17 protein-coding genes are annotated in these 24,359 nt (G+C 50.6%); 11 read left to right on the top strand and 6 right to left on the bottom strand.

The window, feature by feature from the left end; genetic code table 11:
- The first annotated feature begins 408 nt into the window (after positions 1-408).
- From LVQ76_RS12970 to gntU, 5 genes are all read left to right on the top strand, one after another.
- Positions 409-1,446 (top strand): oxidoreductase, encoded by a 1,038-nt coding sequence (locus LVQ76_RS12970; RefSeq protein WP_232921804.1) that lies wholly within the window; start codon positions 409-411, stop codon positions 1,444-1,446.
- Between the two features lie 123 nt (positions 1,447-1,569).
- A complete protein-coding gene (locus LVQ76_RS12965; protein WP_232863892.1) occupies positions 1,570-2,265 on the top strand; it encodes a pirin family protein in 696 nt (231 codons plus the stop codon).
- A 227-nt stretch (positions 2,266-2,492) separates the two neighbouring features.
- On the top strand, positions 2,493-3,488 hold the full coding sequence (gene gntR, locus LVQ76_RS12960; RefSeq protein WP_232863891.1) for a gluconate operon transcriptional repressor GntR: 996 nt from the start codon (positions 2,493-2,495) through the stop codon (positions 3,486-3,488).
- A 182-nt stretch (positions 3,489-3,670) separates the two neighbouring features.
- On the top strand, positions 3,671-4,204 hold the full coding sequence (gene gntK, locus LVQ76_RS12955) for a gluconokinase (RefSeq protein WP_232921803.1): 534 nt from the start codon (positions 3,671-3,673) through the stop codon (positions 4,202-4,204).
- Positions 4,201-5,541: a gluconate transporter gene (gntU, locus tag LVQ76_RS12950; protein ID WP_232921802.1), complete on the top strand. Its 1,341-nt coding sequence runs from the start codon at positions 4,201-4,203 to the stop codon at positions 5,539-5,541. Before gntK ends, gntU begins: the two co-directional genes overlap by 4 nt.
- Positions 5,542-5,618: 77 nt before the next feature.
- On the opposite strand, the gene xylB is transcribed toward gntU, so the two are convergent.
- Positions 5,619-7,073, bottom strand: coding sequence for a xylulokinase (gene xylB, locus LVQ76_RS12945; protein WP_232921801.1), 1,455 nt, complete (start codon positions 7,071-7,073; stop codon positions 5,619-5,621).
- 178 nt (positions 7,074-7,251) lie between these two features.
- Positions 7,252-8,574, bottom strand: a complete 1,323-nt coding sequence (gene xylA, locus LVQ76_RS12940) for a xylose isomerase (RefSeq protein ID WP_151993784.1) — start codon at positions 8,572-8,574, stop codon at positions 7,252-7,254.
- Positions 8,575-8,941: 367 nt separating this feature from the next.
- On the opposite strand from xylA, the gene xylF reads away from it, so the two are divergent.
- The 4 genes from xylF to xylR all read left to right on the top strand — a co-directional run bounded on the left by xylF (position 8,942) and on the right by xylR (position 14,044).
- Positions 8,942-9,934: a D-xylose ABC transporter substrate-binding protein gene (gene xylF, locus LVQ76_RS12935; protein WP_232863889.1), complete on the top strand. Its 993-nt coding sequence runs from the start codon at positions 8,942-8,944 to the stop codon at positions 9,932-9,934.
- A gap of 58 nt (positions 9,935-9,992) precedes the next feature.
- Positions 9,993-11,525 (top strand): xylose ABC transporter ATP-binding protein, encoded by a 1,533-nt coding sequence (locus LVQ76_RS12930; protein ID WP_232863888.1) that lies wholly within the window; start codon positions 9,993-9,995, stop codon positions 11,523-11,525.
- On the top strand, positions 11,512-12,693 hold the full coding sequence (gene xylH, locus LVQ76_RS12925) for a xylose ABC transporter permease XylH (RefSeq protein WP_232921800.1): 1,182 nt from the start codon (positions 11,512-11,514) through the stop codon (positions 12,691-12,693). The genes LVQ76_RS12930 and xylH overlap by 14 nt, the downstream gene beginning before the upstream one ends.
- A gap of 172 nt (positions 12,694-12,865) precedes the next feature.
- Positions 12,866-14,044 (top strand): D-xylose utilization transcriptional activator XylR, encoded by a 1,179-nt coding sequence (gene xylR, locus LVQ76_RS12920; RefSeq protein WP_064514595.1) that lies wholly within the window; start codon positions 12,866-12,868, stop codon positions 14,042-14,044.
- A gap of 77 nt (positions 14,045-14,121) precedes the next feature.
- Here xylR and LVQ76_RS12915 read toward each other — a convergent pair whose 3' ends face one another.
- Entirely contained in the window at positions 14,122-14,955 is an 834-nt protein-coding gene (locus tag LVQ76_RS12915) for a protein bax (protein WP_034460478.1), read from the bottom strand.
- Between the two features lie 314 nt (positions 14,956-15,269).
- Between LVQ76_RS12915 and LVQ76_RS12910 the strand changes: the two genes are divergently transcribed.
- Positions 15,270-17,288, top strand: a complete 2,019-nt coding sequence (locus LVQ76_RS12910; RefSeq protein ID WP_232921799.1) for an alpha-amylase — start codon at positions 15,270-15,272, stop codon at positions 17,286-17,288.
- A 190-nt stretch (positions 17,289-17,478) separates the two neighbouring features.
- Complete coding sequence (gene avtA, locus LVQ76_RS12905; protein ID WP_232921798.1) at positions 17,479-18,735, top strand: valine--pyruvate transaminase; 1,257 nt, start codon at positions 17,479-17,481, stop codon at positions 18,733-18,735.
- A gap of 99 nt (positions 18,736-18,834) precedes the next feature.
- Here avtA and LVQ76_RS12900 read toward each other — a convergent pair whose 3' ends face one another.
- The 3 genes from LVQ76_RS12900 to fdhF form a co-directional block, all read right to left on the bottom strand.
- Positions 18,835-19,857: a HoxN/HupN/NixA family nickel/cobalt transporter gene (locus LVQ76_RS12900; RefSeq protein WP_151993777.1), complete on the bottom strand. Its 1,023-nt coding sequence runs from the start codon at positions 19,855-19,857 to the stop codon at positions 18,835-18,837.
- A 4-nt stretch (positions 19,858-19,861) separates the two neighbouring features.
- Positions 19,862-22,081: a carbamoyltransferase HypF gene (hypF, locus tag LVQ76_RS12895; RefSeq protein WP_232921840.1), complete on the bottom strand. Its 2,220-nt coding sequence runs from the start codon at positions 22,079-22,081 to the stop codon at positions 19,862-19,864.
- 116 nt (positions 22,082-22,197) lie between these two features.
- A complete protein-coding gene (gene fdhF, locus LVQ76_RS12890; protein WP_232921797.1) occupies positions 22,198-24,348 on the bottom strand; it encodes a formate dehydrogenase subunit alpha in 2,151 nt (716 codons plus the stop codon).
- Positions 24,349-24,359 lie beyond the last annotated feature (11 nt).

Below are 24,359 nucleotides of genomic sequence, written 5' to 3'. Positions count from 1 at the left end.
ACCCCTTCAACATTATTGACTTTTTAATTTTCGTCAACTGCCAATTATTTCTAAAAAAAAGTAGACAAGTGCGAATGATAATGATTATTATTGCCATGCGTTCAGGGGAGACCCCTACGGAGACATCCTGAAAGCACGACATTGCTCACATTGCTTCCAGTATTACTTTAGCCAGCTCTGCTGGCTTTTTTTTGCCCTGCTTATTTGAAGCTGTAGCTGTGTTGGCTGCACTCACTCACCCGAATCACTTACATAAGTAAGCTCATCGGGATTCGTTCCCTTGCCGCCTTGCTACAACTCCAACTAATTTGGGCAAACAACTATCGATCCGTGGACGGCTTAGCGCCGCGACATCCGCCTTCGTCTCAAGTATGGTAATTGCAATTCAAAGTCAAAAAGGACGAAGCAATGACCCTACACTGCGCTTTTATAGGTTTTGGCAAAAGCACCACGCGTTACCACCTCCCTTACGTACTGGTTCGCAAGGATAAATTCCACGTTGCGCATATCTTCCGCCGCAATGAAAAGCCGGATATCGAGCAGCAACAGGAATATAGCCACATTCATTTCACCAGCGATTTAGACGAAGTGCTGAATGACCCGCAGGTCAAACTGGTGGTGGTTTGCACCCACGCTGACAGCCACTTTGATTACGCGAAACGCGCACTTGAAGCAGGCAAAAATGTGCTGGTGGAAAAGCCGTTCACCCCAACGCTTGCCGAAGCCAAAGAGTTATTTGAACTGGCGAAAGCCAAAGGGCTGACCGTCACGCCATACCAGAACCGCCGTTTTGACTCCTGCTTCCTGACGATGAAAAAAGCCATCGAAAGCGGAAAACTGGGCGAAATTGTCGAGATTGAAAGCCACTTTGATATGTATCGCCCGGTTGCGGAAACCAAACCTGGGCTGCCGGCAGATGGCGCGTTTTATGGCCTCGGCGTGCATACCATGGACCAAATCATCTCGCTGTTTGGCCGCCCGGACCACGTCGCCTACGATATTCGTAGCGTGCGTAATAAAGCCAACCCGGACGATACCTTTGAAGCGCAGCTGTTCTATGGCGATATGAAAGCCATCGTCAAAACCAGCCATCTGGTGAAAATCGATTACCCGAAATTCCTGGTTCACGGCACCAAAGGCTCATTCATTAAGTACGGCATCGACCAGCAAGAAACCAGCCTTAAAGCGTACATTATGCCGGGCGAGCAGGGTTTTGCGGCAGACAGCAGCGTCGGTGTGCTTGAGTACGTAAACGACGCGGGTGAAACCGTGCGCGAAGAGCTGAAGCCGGAAGCGGGTGACTATGGGCGCGTATACGACGCGCTGTACGAAACCATTCTTAACGGCAAGCCAAATTACGTCAGAGAAATTGAAGCACTGACCAACCTTGAGATCCTCGAACGCGGTTTCGAACAGGCTTCCCCCTCTACAGTGACCCTCGCCTAACCTGAAATCTGGCGTCTCTGACTCGTTCACATTTTTTGAACAGAGGCGTCAATTTTCACCCTCTATGATCATTTCCGATTCGAGTCCACACTTAGTCCATCAAACGAATTGCGGAGAAACAAAATGATCTTTTTAAGAAAAGCTGAAGAACGTGGTCATGCGAATCATGGTTGGTTGGATAGCTGGCACACCTTCTCATTCGCTAACTATTACGATGCCAATTTCATGGGTTTCTCGGCATTACGTGTGATTAACGAAGACGTAGTGGAAGCGGGCGAAGGGTTCGGTACCCATCCGCACAAAGACATGGAAATCCTGACTTACGTGCTTGAAGGGGCCGTAGCGCACCGCGACAGCATGGGTAACGAAGAAAAGGTTCCAGCGGGTGAATTCCAGATTATGAGCGCCGGTACCGGTATTACTCACTCCGAGTACAACCCAAGCAAAACCGAGCGCCTGCGTCTGTATCAAATCTGGATCATTCCAGAAAAAACAGGCATCACGCCGCGTTACGATCAGCGCCGTTTTGATGCACCGCAGGGCCGCCAACTGGTACTGTCGCCGGATGCGCGTGACGGTTCTCTGAAAGTGAACCAGGATATGGAACTCTCGCGTTGGGCTTTGGCGAAAGACGAACAATCTGTCTACCAGATCCCGGCAGATCGCCGCATTTGGGTGCAGGTAGTGAAAGGTGATGTCTCTATTAACGGCACTCAGGCAAAAACCAGCGATGCGGTTGCTGTGTGGGATGAACAAGCGATTTCGATTCATGCCAACGAAGCGAGTGAGATCCTGCTGTTCGATCTTCCACCAGTATAATACCCGTCATCCTTCAGGTTGCAGCGGTGTTGGCTACGTAAATTCGCCCCGGTCACTTACTTTAGTAAGCTCCCGGGGACTTATTTCCTTGCCGCCTTGCTGCACCCCGAATGATTTTGGGTATTTAAATGCATAGTTACCGGTCACAACCTTCCTCGGAAACTGGGAAGGTTGTGCTTTGTCCGTGCTAAACTTCGCTGTCGATTGATAACCCGCACAGCAAGATAATGAAAAAGAAAAGACCGGTATTACAGGACGTTGCAGACCGCGTTGGCATAACCAAAATGACGGTCAGTCGCTTTTTGCGTAATCCAGACCAGGTTTCCGCTGCGTTACAGGTAAAAATTGCCGCAGCCCTTGATGAACTTGGCTATATTCCGAACCGCGCACCAGACATCCTCTCCAATTCTACCAGCCGCGCAATCGGTGTGTTGCTACCTTCACTGACCAACCAGGTTTTTGCAGAAGTGCTGCGTGGGATTGAAAGTGTCGTGGATGCTTACGGCTATCAGACCATGCTCGCCCACTACGGCTACAAGCCGGAACTGGAAGAAGAGCGCCTGGAATCAATGCTTTCCTGGAATATCGACGGTCTCATCCTCACCGAACGTAGTCATACCCCACGCACGTTAAAGATGATTGAAGTGGCGGGCATTCCGGTTGTGGAACTGATGGACAGCATTTCACCATGCCTGGATATTGCGGTAGGGTTTGATAACTTCGAAGCAGCACGCCAGATGACTGCCGCCATTATTGCGCGTGGCCACCGCCATGTAGCGTATCTCGGCGCCCGTCTTGATGAACGTACTGTGATTAAGAAAAAAGGCTATGAGCAGGCGATGAACGATGCCGGGCTTGTGCCATATAGTGTAATGGTCGAAAATTCCTCCTCATATTCCACCGGTATTGAATTGTTCCGTCAGGCCAGGCGTGAATACCCGCAGCTCGACAGCATCTTCTGTACTAACGATGATTTAGCCATCGGTGCGGCATTTGAATGTCAGCGTCAGGGCTTGAGTATTCCAAAAGATATGGCGATTGCCGGTTTCCACGGCCACGATATTGGGCAGGTGATGGAACCGCGTCTTGCCAGCGTACTAACGCCGCGTGAACGTATGGGGCGTATTGGTGCGGAGCGTTTGCTGGCGCGGATACGTGGCGAAACGGTCACACCGCAGATGCTCGATTTAGGTTTTACGCTGTCGCCGGGCGGCTCCATATAACAGAATGATTTCAGGTTGCAGCTCCATGGCTGCAACTCGGAATACTTACGCGCTGTTTTTTTGATTTAGTTCACACTTATACACTTTGCAAGCTAATGGTTATTGCTTATTGCTGAAGCTCTCTGGACAATGTTACCGATAACAGTTACCCGTAACAGCACCTCGTCCGTCGGAGCTACGCTATGAGCACTACCAACCACGAAAACCACATCTACGTCCTGATGGGCGTCTCTGGCAGCGGTAAATCTGCTGTCGCGAGTGAAGTTGCTCATCAACTCAAAGCCGCGTTCCTCGACGGCGACTTCCTTCATCCGCGCTGCAATATCATGAAGATGGCTTCCGGTGAGCCGTTAAATGACGAAGATCGTAAACCATGGCTGCAAGCGTTAAATGACGCGGCATTCGCCATGCAACGCACCAACAAAGTTTCTTTGATCGTGTGTTCCGCGCTGAAAAAGGTTTATCGCGACCAATTGCGCGACGGTAACCCAAATCTCTCTTTCATCTACATGAAAGGCGATTTCGAAGTCATTGAAAACCGTCTGAAAGCACGTAAAGGTCACTTCTTCAAAACTCAAATGTTGGTCACTCAGTTTGAAACACTGGAAGAACCAAAGTCTGACGAACCAGATGTTCTGGTGGTGGATATCGACCAATCCCTTGAAGGCGTGGTCGCCAGCACGATTGATGTGATTAATAAAGGCAGTGCGCAGTGAGTACATTAACCCTTGTTTTAACAGCAGTAGGTTCGGTTTTACTGCTGTTGTTTTTAGTGATGAAGGCGCGTATGCATGCCTTCGTTGCTTTGATGGTGGTTTCAATTGGTGCAGGGATATTTTCCGGGATGCCGCTCGATAAAATCGCGGCAACCATGGAAAAAGGCATGGGCGGTACACTTGGATTTCTTGCCATCGTCGTCGCCCTTGGGGCGATGTTTGGCAAGATTCTTCATGAAACAGGTGCCGTAGACCAGATAGCCGTCAAAATGCTCAAGGCTTTCGGCAAGAGTCGCGCACATTACGCGATTGGCCTGGCAGGCTTGATTTGCGCACTACCGTTGTTCTTCGAAGTTGCCATTGTTCTGCTGATTAGCGTGGCGTTTTCTATGGCCCGCCACACCGGAACAAACCTGGTTAAATTGGTTATTCCTCTGTTCGCTGGCGTCGCCGCAGCCGCCGCGTTTCTGCTGCCAGGGCCTGCACCCATGCTACTGGCTTCCCAGATGCACGCCGACTTTGGCTGGATGATTCTGCTCGGCCTGTGCGCCGCCATTCCGAGTATGATTATCGCCGGGCCGTTGTTCGGTAACTTCATCAGTAAATACGTCGAGCTGCATATTCCTGACGACATCACCGAACCGCATCTGGGCGAAGGCAAACTGCCATCGTTCGGTTTCAGCTTGTCGCTTATTCTGCTGCCGCTGGTGTTGGTCGGGATGAAAACCATCGCGGCGCGTTTCGTCGAACAGGGTTCCACGCTGTACAAATGGCTTGAGTTTATTGGCCATCCGTTCACCGCGATTCTGGTGGCGTGTCTGGTTGCTATTTATGGCCTGGCATATCGTCAGGGAATGGCGAAAGAAAAGGTCATGGAAATCTGCGGCCACGCGCTGCAACCGGCTGGCATTATCTTGCTGGTTATCGGTGCGGGCGGGGTATTTAAACAAGTACTTGTGGACTCAGGCGTAGGCCCTGCACTGGGCGAAGCACTGACGGGTTTAGGTTTGCCCATTGCTTTAACCTGCTTTGTGCTGGCTGCTGCGGTTCGCATTATTCAGGGCTCCGCAACCGTTGCTTGCCTGACCGCCGTTGGTCTTGTGATGCCGGTTATTGAACAACTGAACTATAACGGCGCGCAAATGGCTGCTTTGTCGATTTGTATCGCGGGTGGTTCTATTGTTGTGAGCCACGTTAACGACGCTGGTTTCTGGTTGTTTGGTAAGTTCACTGGTGCAACCGAAGGGCAAACCCTGAAGACCTGGACCATGATGGAAACCATCCTCGGCACCACGGGTGCGGTTGTTGGTATGATTGCTTTTACGCTGCTCTCGTAGGTCGGAAAAGCGTAGCGTCACCCGACATAAATTTGACGCTCTGGCAAACCCAGAGCGTCATGCTTTTCAAAACACCTTCACGACATCAACGGCAATAACTGCTGATAAATCTGGTTAAAGACTTTACGCCGCGCTTTGTAATGCTCATGGCGAGCCATATCCGGCTTGTGCTGTTGCTCAAGCGCTAACTGCGGAAGCAGTGACTGCAAAGGTTTCTCCGGTGATACCGCGATTTGTGCCAGACGCGCCGCACCCAGCGCTGGCCCAACATCACCCCCCGTACGGTAATCCAGCGTTTGCCCGCTGATATCCGCCAGTATTTGCCGCCAGTAAGGGCTACGCGCACCGCCTCCGATTAGCGTCACGCTTTGTGGTGTCACTCCACAGGAATGAACGACGTCCATACCATCTGCCAGCGCATAACCCACGCCTTCAAGCACGGCGCGGGCAAGTTCTGCCGGGCCATGCTGATGTGTCAGGCCAAAGAAAACACCTTTTGCCTGCGGATTGTTGTGTGGTGTGCGCTCACCTGAAAGATATGGCAGGAACCAAATATCTCCCGCTTCTTCATCGGCTTTTTCAGCGGCGGCCAGTAATGCCGGAACGGTGCCAAGGCCAGTCAGTTTTGCAGCCCAATCCAGACAAGATGCGGCGCTTAACATCACAGACATTAAATGCCAGCGATTGGGTAATGCATGGCAGAAGCTGTGAACGGCACTTTCAGGCTTACTGCGGAAACCATCGCTAACGGCGAAGTAAACGCCTGATGTGCCTAGCGACAACATTGCCTGGCCGACATCCATCATGCCCACGCCAACGGCTCCTGCTGCGTTATCTCCACCGCCTGCAACAACTGGCACAGCGGACATATTCCAAGCCTTAGCCACGTCTTCTTTCAACGTACCGGTTATTTCACTGCCTTCATATAGGCCAGGCATTTGCTGGCGATTGAGTTGGCAGGCGTCGAGCATTTTGTCGCTCCAGTCTCTCTTTGCGACATCCAGCCACATGGTGCCTGCGGCATCTGACATGTCACTGGCAAACACACCGGTCATACGCAAACGCAGATAATCTTTCGGTAACAGGACCTTATCGATTTGCGCGAAAATCTCAGGCTCATGGCGCTGAACCCACAACAGCTTTGGTGCAGTAAAACCCGGCATCATCAGGTTGCCGGTAATCTCACGTGATTCAGGTACGGCAGCTTCCAGCAGCGCACATTCTTCACTACAGCGGCCGTCATTCCATAAAATTGCGGGGCGCAGCACCTTCTGCTGCTTATCAAGCAGGGTGGCCCCATGCATTTGCCCGGCAATCCCCAGTGCTTTCACGCCCTGTAGAGAATGCTGCTCGCCAAGTGCTTTCATTGCGCGGTCTGTGGCTTGCCACCAGTGCTCTGGATCTTGTTCCGACCACAATGGATGTGGGCGTGACACTTTCAGCGTTTCGGTCTGTGATGCCAGTACGTCACCTTGCTCATTGAGCAAAATGGCTTTAACACCCGATGTTCCGAGATCGATTCCGATATACATACCGACTCCTACTTATACGCCCGTCATACTTCAAGTTGCAGGGGTGTTGGCGGCAGGATCTCACCCCCAGTCACTTACTTATGTAAGCTCCTGGGGATTCGAGCCTTTGCCGTCTATCTGCAACTCGAATTATTTAGGGCATCCGCTACAGGTTGCACTTCATGACTACGACTTATATTTATTTATCAAACAGATAATGATTCACCAGGTTTTCCAGCAGTTCCTGATGACCACTCTGGTGCTGCGGCGCCAGGTTATGCTGCTCAGCGTACTGTGCAATCTGCGCAAGAGACATTTGTCCTTTCAGAATTTGCTGGCCCAGTTCACCATTCCAACCGGCATAACGCTTCGCAACACGCTTATCCAGTTCACCATCTTCAATCATGCGCGCAGCAATTTTCAGCGACAGCGCCATCACGTCCATCGCACCAATATGACCATAGAACAGGTCGTACTTATCGGTGCTTTGACGACGCACTTTGGCATCAAAGTTCAGGCCGCCCGTGGTGAAACCACCTGCTTTAAGGATTTCGTACATCACTAATGAATTTTCTTCCACGCTATTTGGGAACTGGTCGGTATCCCAGCCCAGTTGTGGGTCGCCACGGTTGGCATCAACCGAACCAAAGATGCCCAGGGCAATAGCACTGGCGATTTCGTGATGGAATGAGTGACCAGCAAGTGTTGCGTGGTTTGCTTCAATATTTACTTTGATCTCTTTTTCCAGACCAAATTGTTTCAGGAAACCATAAACCGTGGCGACATCGTAATCGTACTGATGCTTCGTTGGTTCTTGCGGTTTTGGTTCGATAAGCAACGTGCCACGGAAACCAATTTTGTGTTTGTGCTCAACAACCATTTGCAAGAAGCGGCCAATTTGCTCGCGCTCTTGACGCAAATCGGTATTGAGCAGGGATTCGTAACCTTCACGGCCACCCCAAAGTACATAGTTTTCACCGCCCAGTTTGTGAGTGGCATTCATTGCCGTTACTACTTGTGTGGCAGCCCAGGAAAACACTTCTGGATCCGGGTTGGTTGCCGCACCGGCACCAAAACGTGGGTTGGTAAAGCAGTTGGCAGTACCCCACAGCAATTTCACACCACTTTCTTGCTGCTTTTGCGCCAGCACTTCGGTCATTTGCGCGAAGTTGTTCAGATACTCTTTCAGAGACGCACCTTCTGGTGAAACGTCTACATCGTGGAAGCAGTAATACGGCACATTCAACTTGTGGAAGAATTCAAACGCCACGTCAGCTTTCTGTTTTGCCAGACCTAACGCATCGCCTGCTTGCAGCCAGGGACGCTCAAAGGAACCGGAACCAAACATATCCGTGCCATTCCAGCAGAAGTTATGCCAGTAACAGGCAGCAAAGCGCAGGTGTTCTTCCATGCGTTTACCCAGAACGATTTCGTCCGGATTGTAGTGGCGGAATGCCAGAGGATTAGTGGATTTGGTACCTTCAAAACGTACGCGTTCAAGTTGGTCGAAATAGGCTTGCATAAGTGACTCCGTAATCAAGGGGGGCGGCAAGTAAGCGATTCTGTCACCATCCTGTATTTTCCTCGGGCGTTGCTCAATTACGTTATTTCACACTGCGTTTAAGAGAATGCTCAAATGTGCGCTGCTTCGCAAAAATACTGAAAATAATGAATGAAATATCTCGATAGTTATTCCAGTAAATAAAGCAACGAATGAATTTTTTAAATTAAAAGAAGATCGCCGTCATAAATTAGAAATTAAACCAAAAAACGTAATGGGAAGATAAAAATCTGTAATTGCTGGATTTGCATTCACAGACAACAATCCTCTCCGGTCGACAGATAATAATTTTAATCCGAGTTATTCATCCCTACAAAGGTATAACAATATGAAGATTAAGAACCTCTTACTAACGCTGTGTGCCTCACTCGTTCTGACCAGTATCAGTGGTATTGCTAAAGAAGTGAAAATTGGCATGGCAATAGACGATTTACGTCTTGAGCGCTGGCAGAAAGACCGCGATATTTTTGTTAAAAAAGCCGAATCGTTGGGCGCGAAAGTCTTTGTACAATCCGCGAATGGCAACGAAGAAACGCAAATGTCGCAAATAGAAAACATGATTAACCGTGGCGTTGATGTACTGGTCATTATTCCTTACAACGGCCAGGTGTTAAGCAATGTGATTGCTGAAGCAAAAAGAGAAGGAATAAAAGTATTAGCTTATGATCGCATGATTAATAATGCCGACATTGATTATTACATCTCATTTGATAATGAAAAGGTAGGTGAGTTACAGGCGCAAAGTCTTGTTAATAAAGTGCCTTCTGGCAATTATTTCTTAATGGGTGGCTCACCTGTTGATAATAATGCCAAAATGTTCCGTGCCGGGCAGATGAAAGTATTAAATCCTTATATTGATAGTGGGAAAATAAAAGTTGTCGGCGATCAATGGGCTGATGGTTGGCTGCCTGAAAACGCATTGAAAATTATGGAGAATGCTCTGACGGCTAATAACAATAAAATCGATGCGGTGGTGGCGTCAAACGATGCGACTGCAGGCGGCGCAATTCAGGCATTAAGTGCGCAAGGGTTAGCTGGGAAAGTCGCCATTTCCGGGCAGGATGCGGATTTGGCTGGGGTGAAACGCATTATTGCCGGTACACAAACCATGACGGTTTATAAGCCAATCACCAAGCTTGCGAATACGGCAGCTGAAATTGCTGTGGAATTAGGTGAAGGCAAGCAACCCGCTTCTGACGCTGTATTGAACAATGGCATTAAAGATGTTCCCTCGCGTCTACTGACACCTGTCGAAGTCGATAAAACCAATATCGACAGCACCGTTGTGGCAGACGGTTTCCACAAGAAGAACGAGCTATAACCCACTTCGCCCGTGCTGTGCCACGGGCGACATCCTGAAAACAGGTAAAGGAGGGGCTATGCCTTGTTTACTGGAAATGAAAAATATCACCAAAGCTTTTGGTGTTGTGAAGGCCGTGGATAACGTCAGTCTGTCAGTTGATGCTGGTGAAGTGATGTCCCTTTGTGGCGAAAACGGCTCTGGTAAATCCACGCTGATGAAAGTGCTGTGCGGTATCTACCCCTACGGCAGTTACGAAGGCGACATATGGTTCGCCGGTGAAAAACTTCAGGCGAGCCATATCCGCGATACCGAACGCAAAGGTATTGCGATTATTCACCAGGAACTGGCGCTGGTTAAACATCTGACAGTGCTTGAGAATATTTTCCTCGGTGCTGAGTTGTCGCAGTATGGTGTACTGGACTACGACAGCATGACGCTCCGATGCCAAAAACTGCTCTCACAGGTGAGCCTAAATATTTCCCCCGATACGCGCGTCGGTTCGCTGGGGCTTGGGCAGCAACAGTTGGTCGAAATTGCCAAAGCGCTTAATAAACAAGTGCGCTTACTCATTCTGGATGAGCCCACGGCCTCGCTCACTGAGCAAGAAACTGCAGTGCTGCTAGCAATTATTCGTGATCTACAAGCTCATGGTATTGCCTGTATTTATATCTCCCACAAACTCAATGAAGTGAAAGCCATTTCCGACACCATTTGCGTTATCCGCGATGGGCAACCTATTGGTACACGGGATGCGGCATTGATGCGTGAAGAAGACATCATCACCATGATGGTGGGGCGTGAGCTTACGGCGCTTTATCCTAATGAACCGCATCAGATTGGTGAAGAAGTGCTGCGCGTTGAGCATCTCACTGCCTGGCACCCGGTCAATCGGCATATCAAACGAGTCAATGACATTTCGTTTTCACTGCATAAAGGTGAAATTCTTGGGATAGCAGGATTGGTCGGCGCGGGGCGTACCGAAGCTGTGCAGTGTTTGTTTGGCGTCTGGCCGGGCAAGTCTGAAGGCCGTATTTTCATTGATAATCAACCAGTCACTATCGGCAATTGCCAGCAGGCGATAGCCCACGGCATTGCGATGGTGCCAGAAGATCGCAAAAAAGATGGCATCGTACCGGTCATGGCTGTTGGGCAAAACATCACACTTGCCGCATTAAGCCAGTTTTCTGGCGCGTTAACTCACCTGGATGACGCTGCCGAACAAAACTGCATTCTGCAATCGATTGGGCGACTGAAAGTTAAAACTTCATCACCAGAGTTGGCAATCGGTCGCTTGAGCGGCGGCAACCAGCAAAAAGCCATTCTGGCGCGTTGCCTGCTTCTCAATCCACGCATTTTGATTCTCGATGAACCCACACGTGGCATTGATATCGGCGCGAAATACGAAATCTACAAACTTATTAATCAGCTGGTTCAGCAAGGTATTGCGGTCATTGTTATCTCATCGGAATTGCCGGAAGTGCTCGGTCTGAGTGACAGAGTGCTGGTGATGCATGAGGGGCGAATCAAAGCCAATCTGATTAATAATAACCTGACCCAGGAGCAGGTTATGGAAGCTGCACTGAGGAGCGAAAAGCATGTCGAAAAGTAATCCGTCTGAAATGAAACTCACGGCACCCGCGGCATCACCTTTTGCCGGGCTACGGGCACTTAATCTCCAGGTTTTTGTCATGATCGCAGCGATTGTGGTGATTATGCTGTTCTTTACCTGGACCACCGAAGGCGCTTATCTGAGTGCCAGAAATATCTCCAATTTGTTACGCCAAACCGCGATCACCGGGATTCTTGCGGTAGGCATGGTGTTCGTCATCATTTCGGCAGAAATCGATCTTTCTGTCGGCTCGATGATGGGTTTACTCGGTGGTGTGGCGGCAATTTTTGATGTTTGGCTTGGGTGGCCACTGCCACTCACGATTGCCGTAACTCTGGTACTTGGTCTCGTTTTGGGTGCGTGGAACGGGTGGTGGGTGGCGTATCGTAAAGTGCCGTCATTTATCGTCACGCTTGCTGGAATGCTGGCGTTTCGTGGCGTGCTGATCGGCATTACTAACGGTACAACCGTATCGCCAACCAGTGCCTCAATGTCGCAAATCGGGCAAAGCTACCTGCCAGATGGTATTGGCTTTGGTATTGGCACTTTAGGGCTGGTGGTTTTTGTTGCCTGGCAATGGCAGATGCGTACTCGACGCCAGGCTCTGGGGCTGGAAACACCCGCTTCTACAGGTGTCGTAGGGCGACAAGCTATCACAGCCGTTATCGTGTTGGGGGCTATCTGGTTACTCAATGATTACCGTGGCGTACCTACACCGGTGCTTATCCTCACGTTATTACTGCTAGCGGGAATGTTTATGGCGACTCGCACAGCGTTTGGCAGACGTATTTACGCGATTGGCGGCAATATCGAGGCGGCGCGGCTATCGGGTATTAATGTGGAGCGCACCAAGCTTGCGGTATTTGCCATAAACGGCTTGATGGTGGCGATTGCCGGGTTAATTCTCAGCTCGCGGCTGGGGGCTGGCTCTCCGTCTGCCGGGAACATTGCTGAGCTGGATGCCATTGCAGCATGTGTCATTGGCGGTACGAGTCTTGCTGGCGGTGTGGGAAGCGTTGCCGGGGCGGTGATGGGGGCATTTATCATGGCTTCGCTGGATAACGGCATGAGCATGATGGATGTGCCCACGTTCTGGCAGTACATCGTAAAAGGCGCCATTTTATTGCTGGCTGTGTGGATGGATTCGGCGACCAAGCGTAAAGCGTAAGTGTGCAAAATGCCCATCGCCCTTCAAACTGGAGGGTTGTTGGCTGCTCTCGTTCACCCGAGTCACTTACTTGAGTAAGATCCTCGAGGTTGTCTCGATTGCCGCCTACCTGCATCTTGAAGTAGCTTGGGCATTGTTATTTTCACATACAGTTTTTTATCAGGGAAAAGGCATGTTTGAGAAACGTCATCGCATTACGTTGTTATTCAATGCCAACAAAGCCTACGACCGCCAGGTAGTGGAGGGAGTTGGTGAATACTTGCAGGCGTCTCAATCTGAGTGGGACATCTTTATTGAAGAAGATTTCCGTGCCCGCATCGACAATATCAAAGAGTGGCTAGGCGACGGTGTGATTGCCGATTTTGATGATACTGAAATCCAGCGATTATTAGATGGGGCGGATGTTCCGATTGTTGGTGTAGGAGGCTCCTACCATTTGCCAGAACACTATCCACCAGTGCATTACATTGCTACCGACAACCATGCGCTAGTGGAAAGTGCATTTTTGCATCTAAAAGAGAAGGGCGTTCAACGTTTCGCCTTCTATGGTTTGCCGAACTCCAGCGGCAAGCGTTGGGCGATGGAGCGTGAATACGCTTTTAACCAACTTGTGGCAAAAGAAAAATACCGGGGTGTGGTTTATCAGGGTATAGAAACGGCCCCCGAGAATTGGCAGCATGCCCAAAACCGCCTGGCGGACTGGGTGCAAACACTCCCTCCACAAACCGGGATTATTGCCGTGACAGATGCACGTGCACGCCATCTGCTGCAAGTTTGCGAACATCTGCATATTCCTGTGCCGGAGAAGCTCTGTGTCATTGGGATAGATAACGAAGAACTAACGCGTTACCTATCGCGAGTGGCGCTCTCATCGGTGGCACAGGGGACAAGGCAGATGGGCTATCAGGCCGCAAAGTTGTTGCATCGTTTGATGGACAATGAGCCGCTTGCTTTACAACGCATTCTGGTGCCGCCGGTGCGTGTGGTTGAACGTCGTTCAACGGATTACCGTTCTTTGCATGATCCTGCAGTGATTCAGGCAATGCATTACATCCGAAACCATGCCTGTAAAGGTATCAAAGTTGAGCAGGTTTTGGACGCGGTAGGGATCTCGCGTTCGAATCTCGAGAAGCGGTTTAAAGAAGAGGTCGGTGAGACGATTCATACAATAATTCACACCGAAAAGTTAGAAAAAGCGCGCAGTTTGCTGGTGTCTACGTCTTTGTCTATCAATGAAATATCGCAAATGTGCGGTTACCCATCACTACAATATTTCTATTCGGTATTTAAAAAAGAGTATGACTCAACGCCGAAAGATCATCGTGAAAGGCATAGTGAAATATTGGTTTAGTGAATGAATTAAACAAAAAAACGCCTTCGAATTGAAGGCGTGAATTATTACTTATTTTTAACATTCTATTTTTTTAATTAGTTCGGTGCCATAAAGCGCTGATTGGTTTGATACATCGCAAATAGGTAATTGTTATAGCTACTACCTTTTGTAGAATATCCTTTCAGCTTATGAATCATATTGCTGGCAGTCACTTCCTGATCCGCTTTACGCAATTGCGCACGTGATTTACGGAAGGAATTATAGGCCGGATGCGTATTCAGATTTGTTACGTAAGCGTTAACGCCTTCTTTAACTGAATCGTAATGCAAATAGCCTTTAACTTTACCTGGTTCGCTGTTGCAATGGCGCTTGCTGCACTTCATACCAAACAAGTTGTTATTGCTGCGGGCAAGTTTAGACGTTCCCCAACCGCTTTCAGCTGCAGCCATCGTTGCCACCATGTTGGTAGGAATGATGTCGACTTTTTCCATCAGCGTATTCCACGGCACACGCTTAGTATTACCATTCCACGCAATTTTGTAGCGCTGGGTAATGCCTTTCAGGCGTGTACGCTCTGATGGTGACCAGCGTTTTTCATACTGCTTAGAAACCAACCAGTTACGGTCCGCAGTAATCGCTGCATTTTGACTAGTAATATATGGCATGACCGTCCGGAGAAACGCTTTTTTTCTAGGTGTTCCGGAAGGGTATTTTCGCAAGTCAGGGAGCGATGCAATTTCACTATTGCGAGAATACTCTTTTTTACTACTTACCAATTTCTTACTGTGTGTCGTCGTGCTTTTGGTCTTAACTATGTGGGCTTTATGCGATTTTGGCTCATGTTTACTTGCTAATACCCCAGTTGAAAAACTGAAGGTGAGTAACATAAGTATCGCAGCCCCAAATCGTCGGAAATGGGTTGATATCATTAGATCTCCTGGTCGGATCGTTACGTTTCCAGTGCCTTATTTATTAAAGGTTTCGAATAAAGTAAACGCGGATACTAACAAAATTAGACCTTCTGAGCACCAAAATAAATAATCCGATTCCGAATTGTTGTCACGTACGATCTTCTTATGACGGTAAAAAGTATCGTAATATGCGATGGTTATCCCATATTTGAGCAAACTGATAACCCCGTCACTCACCCTATTATCTCATCCCCAACTATCCATTTTGAGGATGAATTCAGTTAATTAAAACAGTGCCAAACTGAATAAAAGATAAACACGGGCTTAACCCTATGAAAAAATTACCTCTGCTATTTCTCCTGTTCCCTGGACTGGTACAAGCCGCCTGGACAGCTCCCGGTTTACCTGCGTTTAAAGAGCAAAATCCAGGGCTATTTGTGAGCGAAGGTAAGCTTGCGAAAGGCATATTACCGCTCAGTCTTAAATCAGATCAGTCATGCTGGCAACCCGCGGAATCAATCAAACTTAACCAGGCGCTGTCGCTTAAACCTTGTGAAGGGGAAGCTCCCATCTGGCGTTTATTTCGCGAAGGAGAGTATCGGGTTCAAATTGATACGCGCAGCGGTACTCCTACGCTCATCCTGAGCGTCAATAGCGAGGCACAAGCCGCTCCTGTTGATGTCACCCGTCAGTGCCCGAAATGGGATGGTAAACCGCTCACAGTGGATGTCAGCAAAACCTTTGCTGAAGGAAGCGAGGTCCGCGATTTCTACAGCGGTGCCACAACAACGGTCACACAAGGCAAGATTACCCTAATGCCTGCGGCGAATAGCAACGGCCTGCTGCTTCTGGAATCAGCCGCCATCAAACAGGCCGCTCCGTTTAGCTGGCACAACGCCACGGTCTATTTTGTGCTGACTGACCGTTTTGAAAACGGTAATCCGAAAAACGATAACAGCTATGGCCGTCATAAAGATGGAATGCAAGAGATCGGCACGTTCCACGGTGGTGACCTGGCTGGACTAACCAAAAAACTCGATTATCTACAGCAACTGGGTGTGAACGCGTTGTGGATAAGCTCTCCTCTCGAGCAAATTCACGGTTGGGTTGGTGGTGGCACAAAAGGGGATTTCCCACACTATGCCTACCACGGTTACTACACCATGGACTGGACCAAACTCGATGCCAATATGGGGACTGAGGACGAACTACGCACACTGGTGGACGAAGCCCATAAACGCGGCATTCGAATTTTGTTCGACATCGTGATGAACCATACAGGCTATGCAACGCTTGCCGATATGCAGGAGTACGATTTTGGCGCGCTGTATCTTAAAGGTGACGAGCCGACTAAAACTCTCGGCAAGCACTGGACAGACTGGAAACCTGGCCCCGGTCAGAGTTGGCACTCTTTTAATGATTACATCAACTTTGGTGATAAAACTGCGTGGCAAAACTGGTGGGGGAAAAACTGGATTCGCACCGATATTGGCAATTACGACTCTCCTGGATTTGACGACCTCACCATGTCGTTGGCCTTCCTGCCAGATTTAAAAACGGAATCCACACAACCAGCGGGCTTGCCGATCTTTTATCGCAACAAACCCGACACCCACGCGAAAGAAATTGCCAATTACACCGTGCGAGATTACCTGACCCATTGGTTAAGCCAATGGGTGCGCGATTACGGTATTGACGGTTTCCGGGTGGATACGGCAAAGCATGTCGAAAAAGCGGGATGGCAGCAGCTTAAAGAGCAATCTGTAGCTGCACTGGCCGAATGGAAAAAAGCTAATCCAGATAAAAAGCTGGATGATGCGCCGTTCTGGATGACCGGAGAATCCTGGGGCCACGGCGTGATGAAGAGCGATTACTACAACAGCGGCTTTGACGCGATGATCAATTTTGATTATCAGGAACAAGCCGCAAAAGCGGTGGATTGCCTGGCAAACATCGATCTCACCTGGCAGCAGATGGCGACTAAGTTGCAGGATTTCAATGTGCTTAGCTACCTTTCCTCGCATGATACCCGCCTGTTCCGCGAAGGTGGCCAGCGTGCGGCCGAATTGCTGTTGCTGGCACCTGGTGCGGTGCAGATTTTCTATGGTGATGAGACTGAGCGGCCATTTGGCCCGACAGGTTCTGACCCGCTTCAGGGAACTCGTTCTGATATGAACTGGGGGCAAAATGTTGCCACGCTTTCGCACTGGCAGAAAATCAGCCAGTTCCGAGCTCGTCACCCGGCAATTGGCGCGGGCAAGCAGAACACACTGAGCATGAAGCAAGGGTATGGCTTTAGCCGTGAATCCGCAGATGACAAAGTGATGGTGGTCTGGGCGGGGAATCAATAACGAATGGCGCTTCGCTTACCCGGTCTACAAACACACTTTTAGGCCGCAAAGCGAAGCGCAGTACTTAATGCTTTTTATCTTAGCTAAAGCAGCATATTCCATGACTGCGACTATCCTTAATGCGTTTGCACCATGTCTTCTCCGGCGCTATGGTTAGCCTCTTTTTGATAGTCAAAGACAGATCTACGCTATGACGTTTTCACTTTTCGGCGACAAATTTACCCGCCATGCAGGCATTACGCGCCTGATGGAGGATCTCAACGATGGTCTACGCACACCAGGAGCGATCATGCTCGGTGGCGGTAATCCTGCGCAAATTCCTGCTATGAATGACTACTTCCAGGATCTGTTGGCAGACATGCTGGCAAACGGGAAAATGGCTGATGCGCTATGCAATTACGACGGTCCGCAGGGGAAAAGTGAGTTACTGGACGCACTTGCAGATATGCTGCGTACAGAATTAGGTTGGGATATTAATCCTCAGAACATTGCACTGACTAATGGCAGTCAGAGCGCATTTTTCTACTTGTTTAATCTGTTCGCGGGTCGTTACGCGGATGGCAGTACTAAAAAAGTGTTGTTCCCGCTGGCACCTGAATATATCGGTTATGCGGATTCGGGGCTTGAAGAAGACCTATTTGTCTCGACGCGCCCGAATATCGAACTGCTGCCGGAAGGCCAGTTTAAATATCACGTCGATTTTGAACACCTGCAAATCGGTCCGGATACCGGGATGATTTGTGTGTCGCGCCCGACCAACCCGACGGGCAACGTCATTACCGATGAAGAGCTGATTAAACTCGACGCGTTGGCGCACCAGCACGGCATTCCGTTGGTGATTGATAACGCGTATGGCGTACCGTTCCCGGGCATTATTTTCACCGAAGCACGCCCGCTGTGGAATCCGAACATTATCCTTTGTATGAGCCTCTCGAAGCTCGGCTTGCCGGGTAGTCGTTGTGGCATCATCATCGCCAATGAAAAAATCATCTCCGCTATCACCAACATGAACGGCATTATCAGCCTGGCTCCTGGCGGGGTTGGCCCGGCAATGGCCACTGAAATGATTAAGCGTAACGATTTGCTGCGCTTGTCTGAAACGGTGATTAAGCCGTTCTACTACCAGCGTGTTCAGGACACAATCGCGACGATTCGCCGCTATTTGTCGCCAGATCGCTGCCTGATCCACAAACCGGAAGGGGCTATTTTCCTTTGGTTGTGGTTTAAAGATTTGCCGATTTCCACCGAGTTACTCTATCAGCGCCTGAAAAAACGCGGCGTATTGATGGTTCCAGGGGATTACTTCTTCCCGGGCCTTGATAAACCGTGGCCGCACACACATCAGTGCATGCGCATGAACTACGTGCCGGAGCCTGAGAAAATCGAAGCGGGTGTGAAGATTCTTGCCGAAGAGATCGAGCGGGCGTGGGCTGAAAGCGGTAATTGATTGAATCGTAACGGTGGATGTCGCTTGCGCTAATCCACCCTACAATGGTTTTCGTAGGTCGGATTAGCGCAGCGACATCCGACATTATTCTGCAATTCTCTAGCGAACCACCAACGAATCGTATCCCTTCCAACGGTAGTTCAGCATCGACACAATCCAGCAGCCAATAAACAGCCCAACCACGATAAAGCCCGCATTGCCGAGATTTTCATTCAACGCATCAACCCATTTCCACAGGCCTGTGTGCAGGTTGAATTTATCCGCCAGCAAGCCTAACGCTTCCATGCCACCAATAAACAGCGCTACGACAACGGATGTGCCGGTGATGGTCATGTTGTAATAGAGCTTGCGCTGCGGTTTGTTAAACGCCCAGCCATAAGCACCAACCATAATCATATTGTCGAGCGTATCAATCAGTGCCATACCGCTGGCAAACAGCGCCGGGAACACCAAAATCGACCACATCGACATACCGCTTGAAGCGCTGGCAGCAGAAATGCCTAATACGCCAATCTCTGTTGCAGTATCAAAACCTAAACCGAACAAAAAGCCGACCAGATACATATGCCAGCTCTTGTTGATAAGCTTGAAAGTGGAGCGGAACAGCCAGCTCATCATGCCGCCGCCGTTAAAATCGGTCGCCTCTGCAGACAATGATTCACCGCGTTTAAGCTGGCGGAAATTACGCCATACGCCACGTAAAATCACCAGGTTGACCAGCGCCATTGCCAGCAAGAAACACGCCGATACGGCAGTGCCAATCACACCGCCAACATCATGAAACCAATCCATATCGCTCTGAAATGCCGCCGCGGTTGCGGCAATCGCAACAGATGCCAGCACGACAATGCTCGAGTGCCCCAGTGAGAACCATGCACCGATACCAAACGGGCGTTTCCCCTGCTGCATCATTTTGCGCGTCACGTTATCAATCGCTGCAATGTGGTCGGCATCAACCGCATGGCGCAAACCGTAGCACCAGGCAAGCAGGCTTGCGGCCATCAGCGCGGTGCTGTGATGGAATGAAACCAAAGCCCAGGCCCAGGCGGCTAGATTGGCTGCAACTAAAGCCACGAGCAATACAGCAGCGCGTGGGTTGTCACGAAGAATACGCAATAACATCATTTTATCCTTGCGAGGGAATGGTGATACGGGCGGCAGCAACAAGGGCCTGGCCCAATGAAAGGGCACCGTCACCGGCAGGCAACTGTGTCGGGAAGAGCAGGTTGAAATCTGTGAGGTGATACGAAAATCTTTCGCGCATCAGCTGGTTATGCAGCACGCCACCGCTGAATACGACGGTGTTAATCGCCAACTTGTGCGCATGGCTACGGGCTAAATCAGCAAAACCTTTTGCCAGCGCATCATGAAATGCCCAGGCGCGTGCGGGTGCACCGTCGTGCCAGCTGAGCCACTGTTGCCAGAAGGTCGTTAAATCCAGTTTTCCATTGGTGACCGGCAGTGTGATGGGGTGGCGGCACTCGCCACTTTGCGTTGCCAGTGCTTCAAAGCAACAGGCGGCTTCACCCTCATAGCTTTGCTGTAGCGGTGCGCAATTTAGTGCCGCCGCGGCGGCATCAAATAAACGCCCTGCGGAGGAGGCGAATGGCGCGTTAATGCCACGCTCTATGGCTGTGGCCAGCAATGGCCAGTTTTGCGTACGCACTACTGCCGTTTCAGGATGGTGTTGCCAGTCAGGAACAAATGTCTGGCAATGAGCAAACAGGTTGCGCCACGGCTGGCGCGCCGCAAGGTCACCACCCGGCAGCGCCACCGCAGGCAATCCACCAAGATGTTCGCATCCGCGATAGTTAACCCGCAGGCACTCGCCGCCCCACAGTTGGTCATTCTCGCCATAACCGATGCCATCAAGGGTTATGGCAATCACATCACCGCCATCCAGCGGCCAGCTGTGTTCAGCCATACACGCCACCGCGTGAGCGTGATGATGTAAAACGGTGCTCACTGGCAGCCCCATCTCTTTCCCGAGACGGGAACTGTGGTAGCCAGGGTGTGCGTCTATCGCGACGTATTGCGCTTTAAAATCATAAGCCTCACACATAAGTGCACGAGCTTTTTGCCACTGCTGTTCAACGCCATCTTCAGCCAGATCGCCCAGATGTTGGCTGAGCACCGCCTGGTTGCCGCGCAGCAGGCAGAAGGTGTTTTTCAGGTCAGAACCTAACGCCAGAATCGGCGGTAGCGCCTCAAAACCCTGGGGCAATGGGAGAGCATCTGGCACAAACCCTCTGGCACGGCGTAGCATCTCACCGCTTGCGCGCACCACGGAATCATCCATGCGCTGGACGATATCGCGGTTATGCAACAACCAGCCGTCTGCTATATCTGCTAATTCTTCAAGGGCTTGCTGATTGGTGATGGCGGGTGGTTTGCCGTTTAAATTGCCGGAGGTCATCACCAGTGGGCCGCCAAAATCCTGCATCAAAAGGTGTTGTAGCGGGTTGGCGGGTAGCATCACGCCGACTTCGCTCAAATGCGGGGCGATAAATTCGCTTAGCCCGCTTAATGCGGACTTCGCCATTAACACAATGGGTGCGGCTGGCGTATTGAGCGCTGAGATGACATCTGCGGGTAAATTGCGTGAATCTGGCAGCATCACCGCCAGCGGTTTGGACGGACGATGTTTGCGTTCACGTAAGCGAGCAACGGCTTCATCATTGCGGGCATCAACGGCCAGATGGAAACCGCCCAACCCTTTTATTGCCACCACTCTTCCGTCTTTTAACGCTGCGACGGCTGCTTGTAATGCGTCTTCACGCTCAAGGTTTTGCTCACCACATTGCCAGCTAATCTGCGGTCCACACTCCGGACAGGCGACAGGTTGGGCATGGAAGCGGCGATCCATTGGATCGCGGTACTCTTTTTCGCACGCCGGGCATAACGGGAACGCAGCCATCACCGTTTTGGGCCGGTCATACGGCATAGCATTAATGATGGTGAAGCGCGGGCCACAGTGGGTGCAGTTGATAAACGGATAACGATAACGACGATCGTTCGGGTCATTTAGCTCACGCAGGCAGTCCGGGCAGGTTGCGGCATCCGGGACGATTTGCGTGTCCATCGAACTGCTGGCACTGTGGCGAATGGTGAAATCCTGAGGGATTGTTTCCCACTGCATTGTCGATTGTTCAACACTATCGATACGAGCAAGTGGTGGGCATTTGGCGTGAAGCTCGGTGATAAACGCATCGGCATTGGAGGACAGGCGCACCAACACACCGGCACCGTCATTGCAGACATCGCCCGTGAGTTTGAGAAGTTGTGCAAGTTGCCAGACGAATGGTCTGAAACCTACGCCCTGTACTTTGCCGCGAATGCGTAGCATCACGCCGTTAAAATTCACTATTGGTACTCGTCTGGGAAAATTTTGTCGGATGTCGCTTACGCTAATCCGACCTACAAAACCCGTAGGAGGGATTAGCGCAGCGTCATCCACCGTTTTTAAGCTTCTACTGCCTGGCGCAAACGCGCTTTCATATCGCTATATGTCGTCTGAGCATAGTTTTCTGCCCATTGCTGGTCAGCAATCTGGCTGACGTTGACCGCGCAATACTTGGTTTCCGGTGTTTTGGAAATCGGGTCAAGGTTGTCCTGAGTCAGCTCATTACAAGCCCCAATCCACCACTGGTAAGTCATGTACACCGAGCCCACGTTAATGCGCTCGTTCACTTCGGCACGGCTGATAACTTTGCCGCGACGTGAACTGACCCACACCAGCTGTTTGTCTTTAATGCCGAGCAGGTTGGCATCTGTCGGGTTCATCTGCACAAAACCAGGTTCGTCGGCGAGTGTTTGCAATGCAGCACAGTTCCCGGTCATTGAACGGCAGGAGTAGTGGCCGACTTCGCGCACGGTACACAGCACCAGTGGATATTCGGCATCTGGCACTTCGGCTGGCGCACGCCACTGCGCCGCAAACAGCTGGCCTTTACCGGTTGGGGTGTCGAACTTGCTGTCTTTATAGAGATACGGCGTACCCGGGTGATCCAGTGTCGGACACGGCCACTGCACATGGCCCATATCGCCCATTTTTTCCCAGGTTACGCCGTAGAACAGCGGGCAGAGTTCACGCAGTTCGTCCCAGATTTGCTGGTTGTTGTCGTAGTGCATTGGGTAGCCCATCTCGGTTGCGAGCAGGCTGATAATTTCCCAGTCACGTTTGACGTTATATTTGGCATCAATGGCTTTTTCAAAACGTTGGAAGCCACGGTCGGCGCAGGTAAACACGCCGCCGTGCTCGCCCCATGACGTGGCTGGCAAAATCACATCCGCCACTTCAGCGGTTTTGGTCATAAAGATGTCCTGCACCACCACAAAATCGAGCGCTGCAAAACCTTTGCGTACCAGGCCAAGGTCGGCTTCGGTCTGCAACGGGTCTTCGCCCATGATGTAGTAGGCTTTCATCTCGCCATGGATAGCCATATGCGGTACTTCAGTGATACGCACGCCAACCTGGTCGTCCATATCTTCAACGTTGATGCCCCAGGCTTTGGCGAATTTGGCACGCACTTTTGGATCAACTACATCCTGGTAACCCGGGAACTGGTTTGGCAGCACGCCCATGTCACACGCGCCCTGCACGTTGTTTTGACCACGAACCGGGCCAACGCCGACGTTTTCACGACCCAGGTTGCCGGTCAGTAGCGCAAGGCTTGAAAGCCCTTTAACGACGTCGACCGCCTGGCCAAACTGCGTCACGCCCATGCCCCACATAATGGTGGCTGAAGGTGCGGCGGCAAAAGTCCGCATTGCCTGGCGGACCTGATGTGCCGGAACACCGGTCAGGTGCTCAACATCTTCTGGCGCGTAGCCTTTAACCACTTCGCGGTACGCATCCAGACCCTCGGTAAATTTCGCAACGTACTCGGTATCGTAGAGATGCTCTTCAAGCAGCACGTAACCAAAAGCATTCACCAGCGCCATATTGCAGCCGTTTTTCAACTGCAAATGTTGGTCTGCAATACGCGCGGTTTCGATACGTCGTGGATCGCATACAATGATTTTCGCACCATTTTCTTTCGCTTTAATCACACGACGCGCCACGATCGGGTGTGAATCGGCGCAGTTATACCCAAACACCAACAGGCATTTTGAGTTTTCGATATCGCCGATGGAGTTACTCATCGCACCATTTCCCAGCGTCACTTGCAAACCTGCAACAGACGGCCCGTGGCAAACACGCGCACAACAGTCGACGTTGTTGGTATGCAAGACACCACGTGCAAACTTCTGCATCACATAGTTGGTTTCGTTACCTGTCCCACGTGACGAACCGGTTGTCATAATCGAACGCGGACCATACTGCTCTTTGATGGTTTTCAGGCGTTTAGCGGTGTAGCTAATCGCTTCTTCCCAGCTCACCGGCTGAAGCTTGCCGCCTTTTTCGTAGCGGATCATCGGCTGCGTCAGACGCGGTGTGAGCAGCTTGGTATCGTTGAGAAAATCCCAGCCGTAATAGCCTTTCAGGCAGAGTTCATTTTGGTTAGTCACGCCATCAGCCGCTTCGGCACGGATAATTTTGTTCTTCTCAACAACCAGTTTGAGTTTGCAGCCTGCGCCACAATAAGGGCAGACGCTGGTAATTTTTTTCATCAGTAACAGAC

Origin of the sequence: Buttiauxella cochleicola (assembly GCF_021283185.1) — a bacterium.
Lineage (GTDB): Bacteria > Pseudomonadota > Gammaproteobacteria > Enterobacterales > Enterobacteriaceae > Buttiauxella > Buttiauxella massiliensis.
This window is presented reverse-complemented; position numbering and strand designations above follow the sequence as displayed.

Coding starts and splice junctions, on each gene's coding strand:
- LVQ76_RS12900 (WP_151993777.1), bottom strand. CDS start 19,857: ATGTTATTGCGTATTCTTCGTGACAACCCACGCGCTGCTGTATTGCTC.
- avtA (WP_232921798.1), top strand. CDS start 17,479: ATGACGTTTTCACTTTTCGGCGACAAATTTACCCGCCATGCAGGCATT.
- xylB (WP_232921801.1), bottom strand. CDS start 7,073: ATGTATATCGGAATCGATCTCGGAACATCGGGTGTTAAAGCCATTTTG.
- xylF (WP_232863889.1), top strand. CDS start 8,942: ATGAAGATTAAGAACCTCTTACTAACGCTGTGTGCCTCACTCGTTCTG.
- LVQ76_RS12970 (WP_232921804.1), top strand. CDS start 409: ATGACCCTACACTGCGCTTTTATAGGTTTTGGCAAAAGCACCACGCGT.
- xylA (WP_151993784.1), bottom strand. CDS start 8,574: ATGCAAGCCTATTTCGACCAACTTGAACGCGTACGTTTTGAAGGTACC.
- gntK (WP_232921803.1), top strand. CDS start 3,671: ATGAGCACTACCAACCACGAAAACCACATCTACGTCCTGATGGGCGTC.
- hypF (WP_232921840.1), bottom strand. CDS start 22,081: ATGCTACGCATTCGCGGCAAAGTACAGGGCGTAGGTTTCAGACCATTC.
- LVQ76_RS12930 (WP_232863888.1), top strand. CDS start 9,993: ATGCCTTGTTTACTGGAAATGAAAAATATCACCAAAGCTTTTGGTGTT.
- xylH (WP_232921800.1), top strand. CDS start 11,512: ATGTCGAAAAGTAATCCGTCTGAAATGAAACTCACGGCACCCGCGGCA.
- fdhF (WP_232921797.1), bottom strand. CDS start 24,348: ATGAAAAAAATTACCAGCGTCTGCCCTTATTGTGGCGCAGGCTGCAAA.
- LVQ76_RS12965 (WP_232863892.1), top strand. CDS start 1,570: ATGATCTTTTTAAGAAAAGCTGAAGAACGTGGTCATGCGAATCATGGT.
- gntR (WP_232863891.1), top strand. CDS start 2,493: ATGAAAAAGAAAAGACCGGTATTACAGGACGTTGCAGACCGCGTTGGC.
- LVQ76_RS12915 (WP_034460478.1), bottom strand. CDS start 14,955: ATGATATCAACCCATTTCCGACGATTTGGGGCTGCGATACTTATGTTA.
- xylR (WP_064514595.1), top strand. CDS start 12,866: ATGTTTGAGAAACGTCATCGCATTACGTTGTTATTCAATGCCAACAAA.
- LVQ76_RS12910 (WP_232921799.1), top strand. CDS start 15,270: ATGAAAAAATTACCTCTGCTATTTCTCCTGTTCCCTGGACTGGTACAA.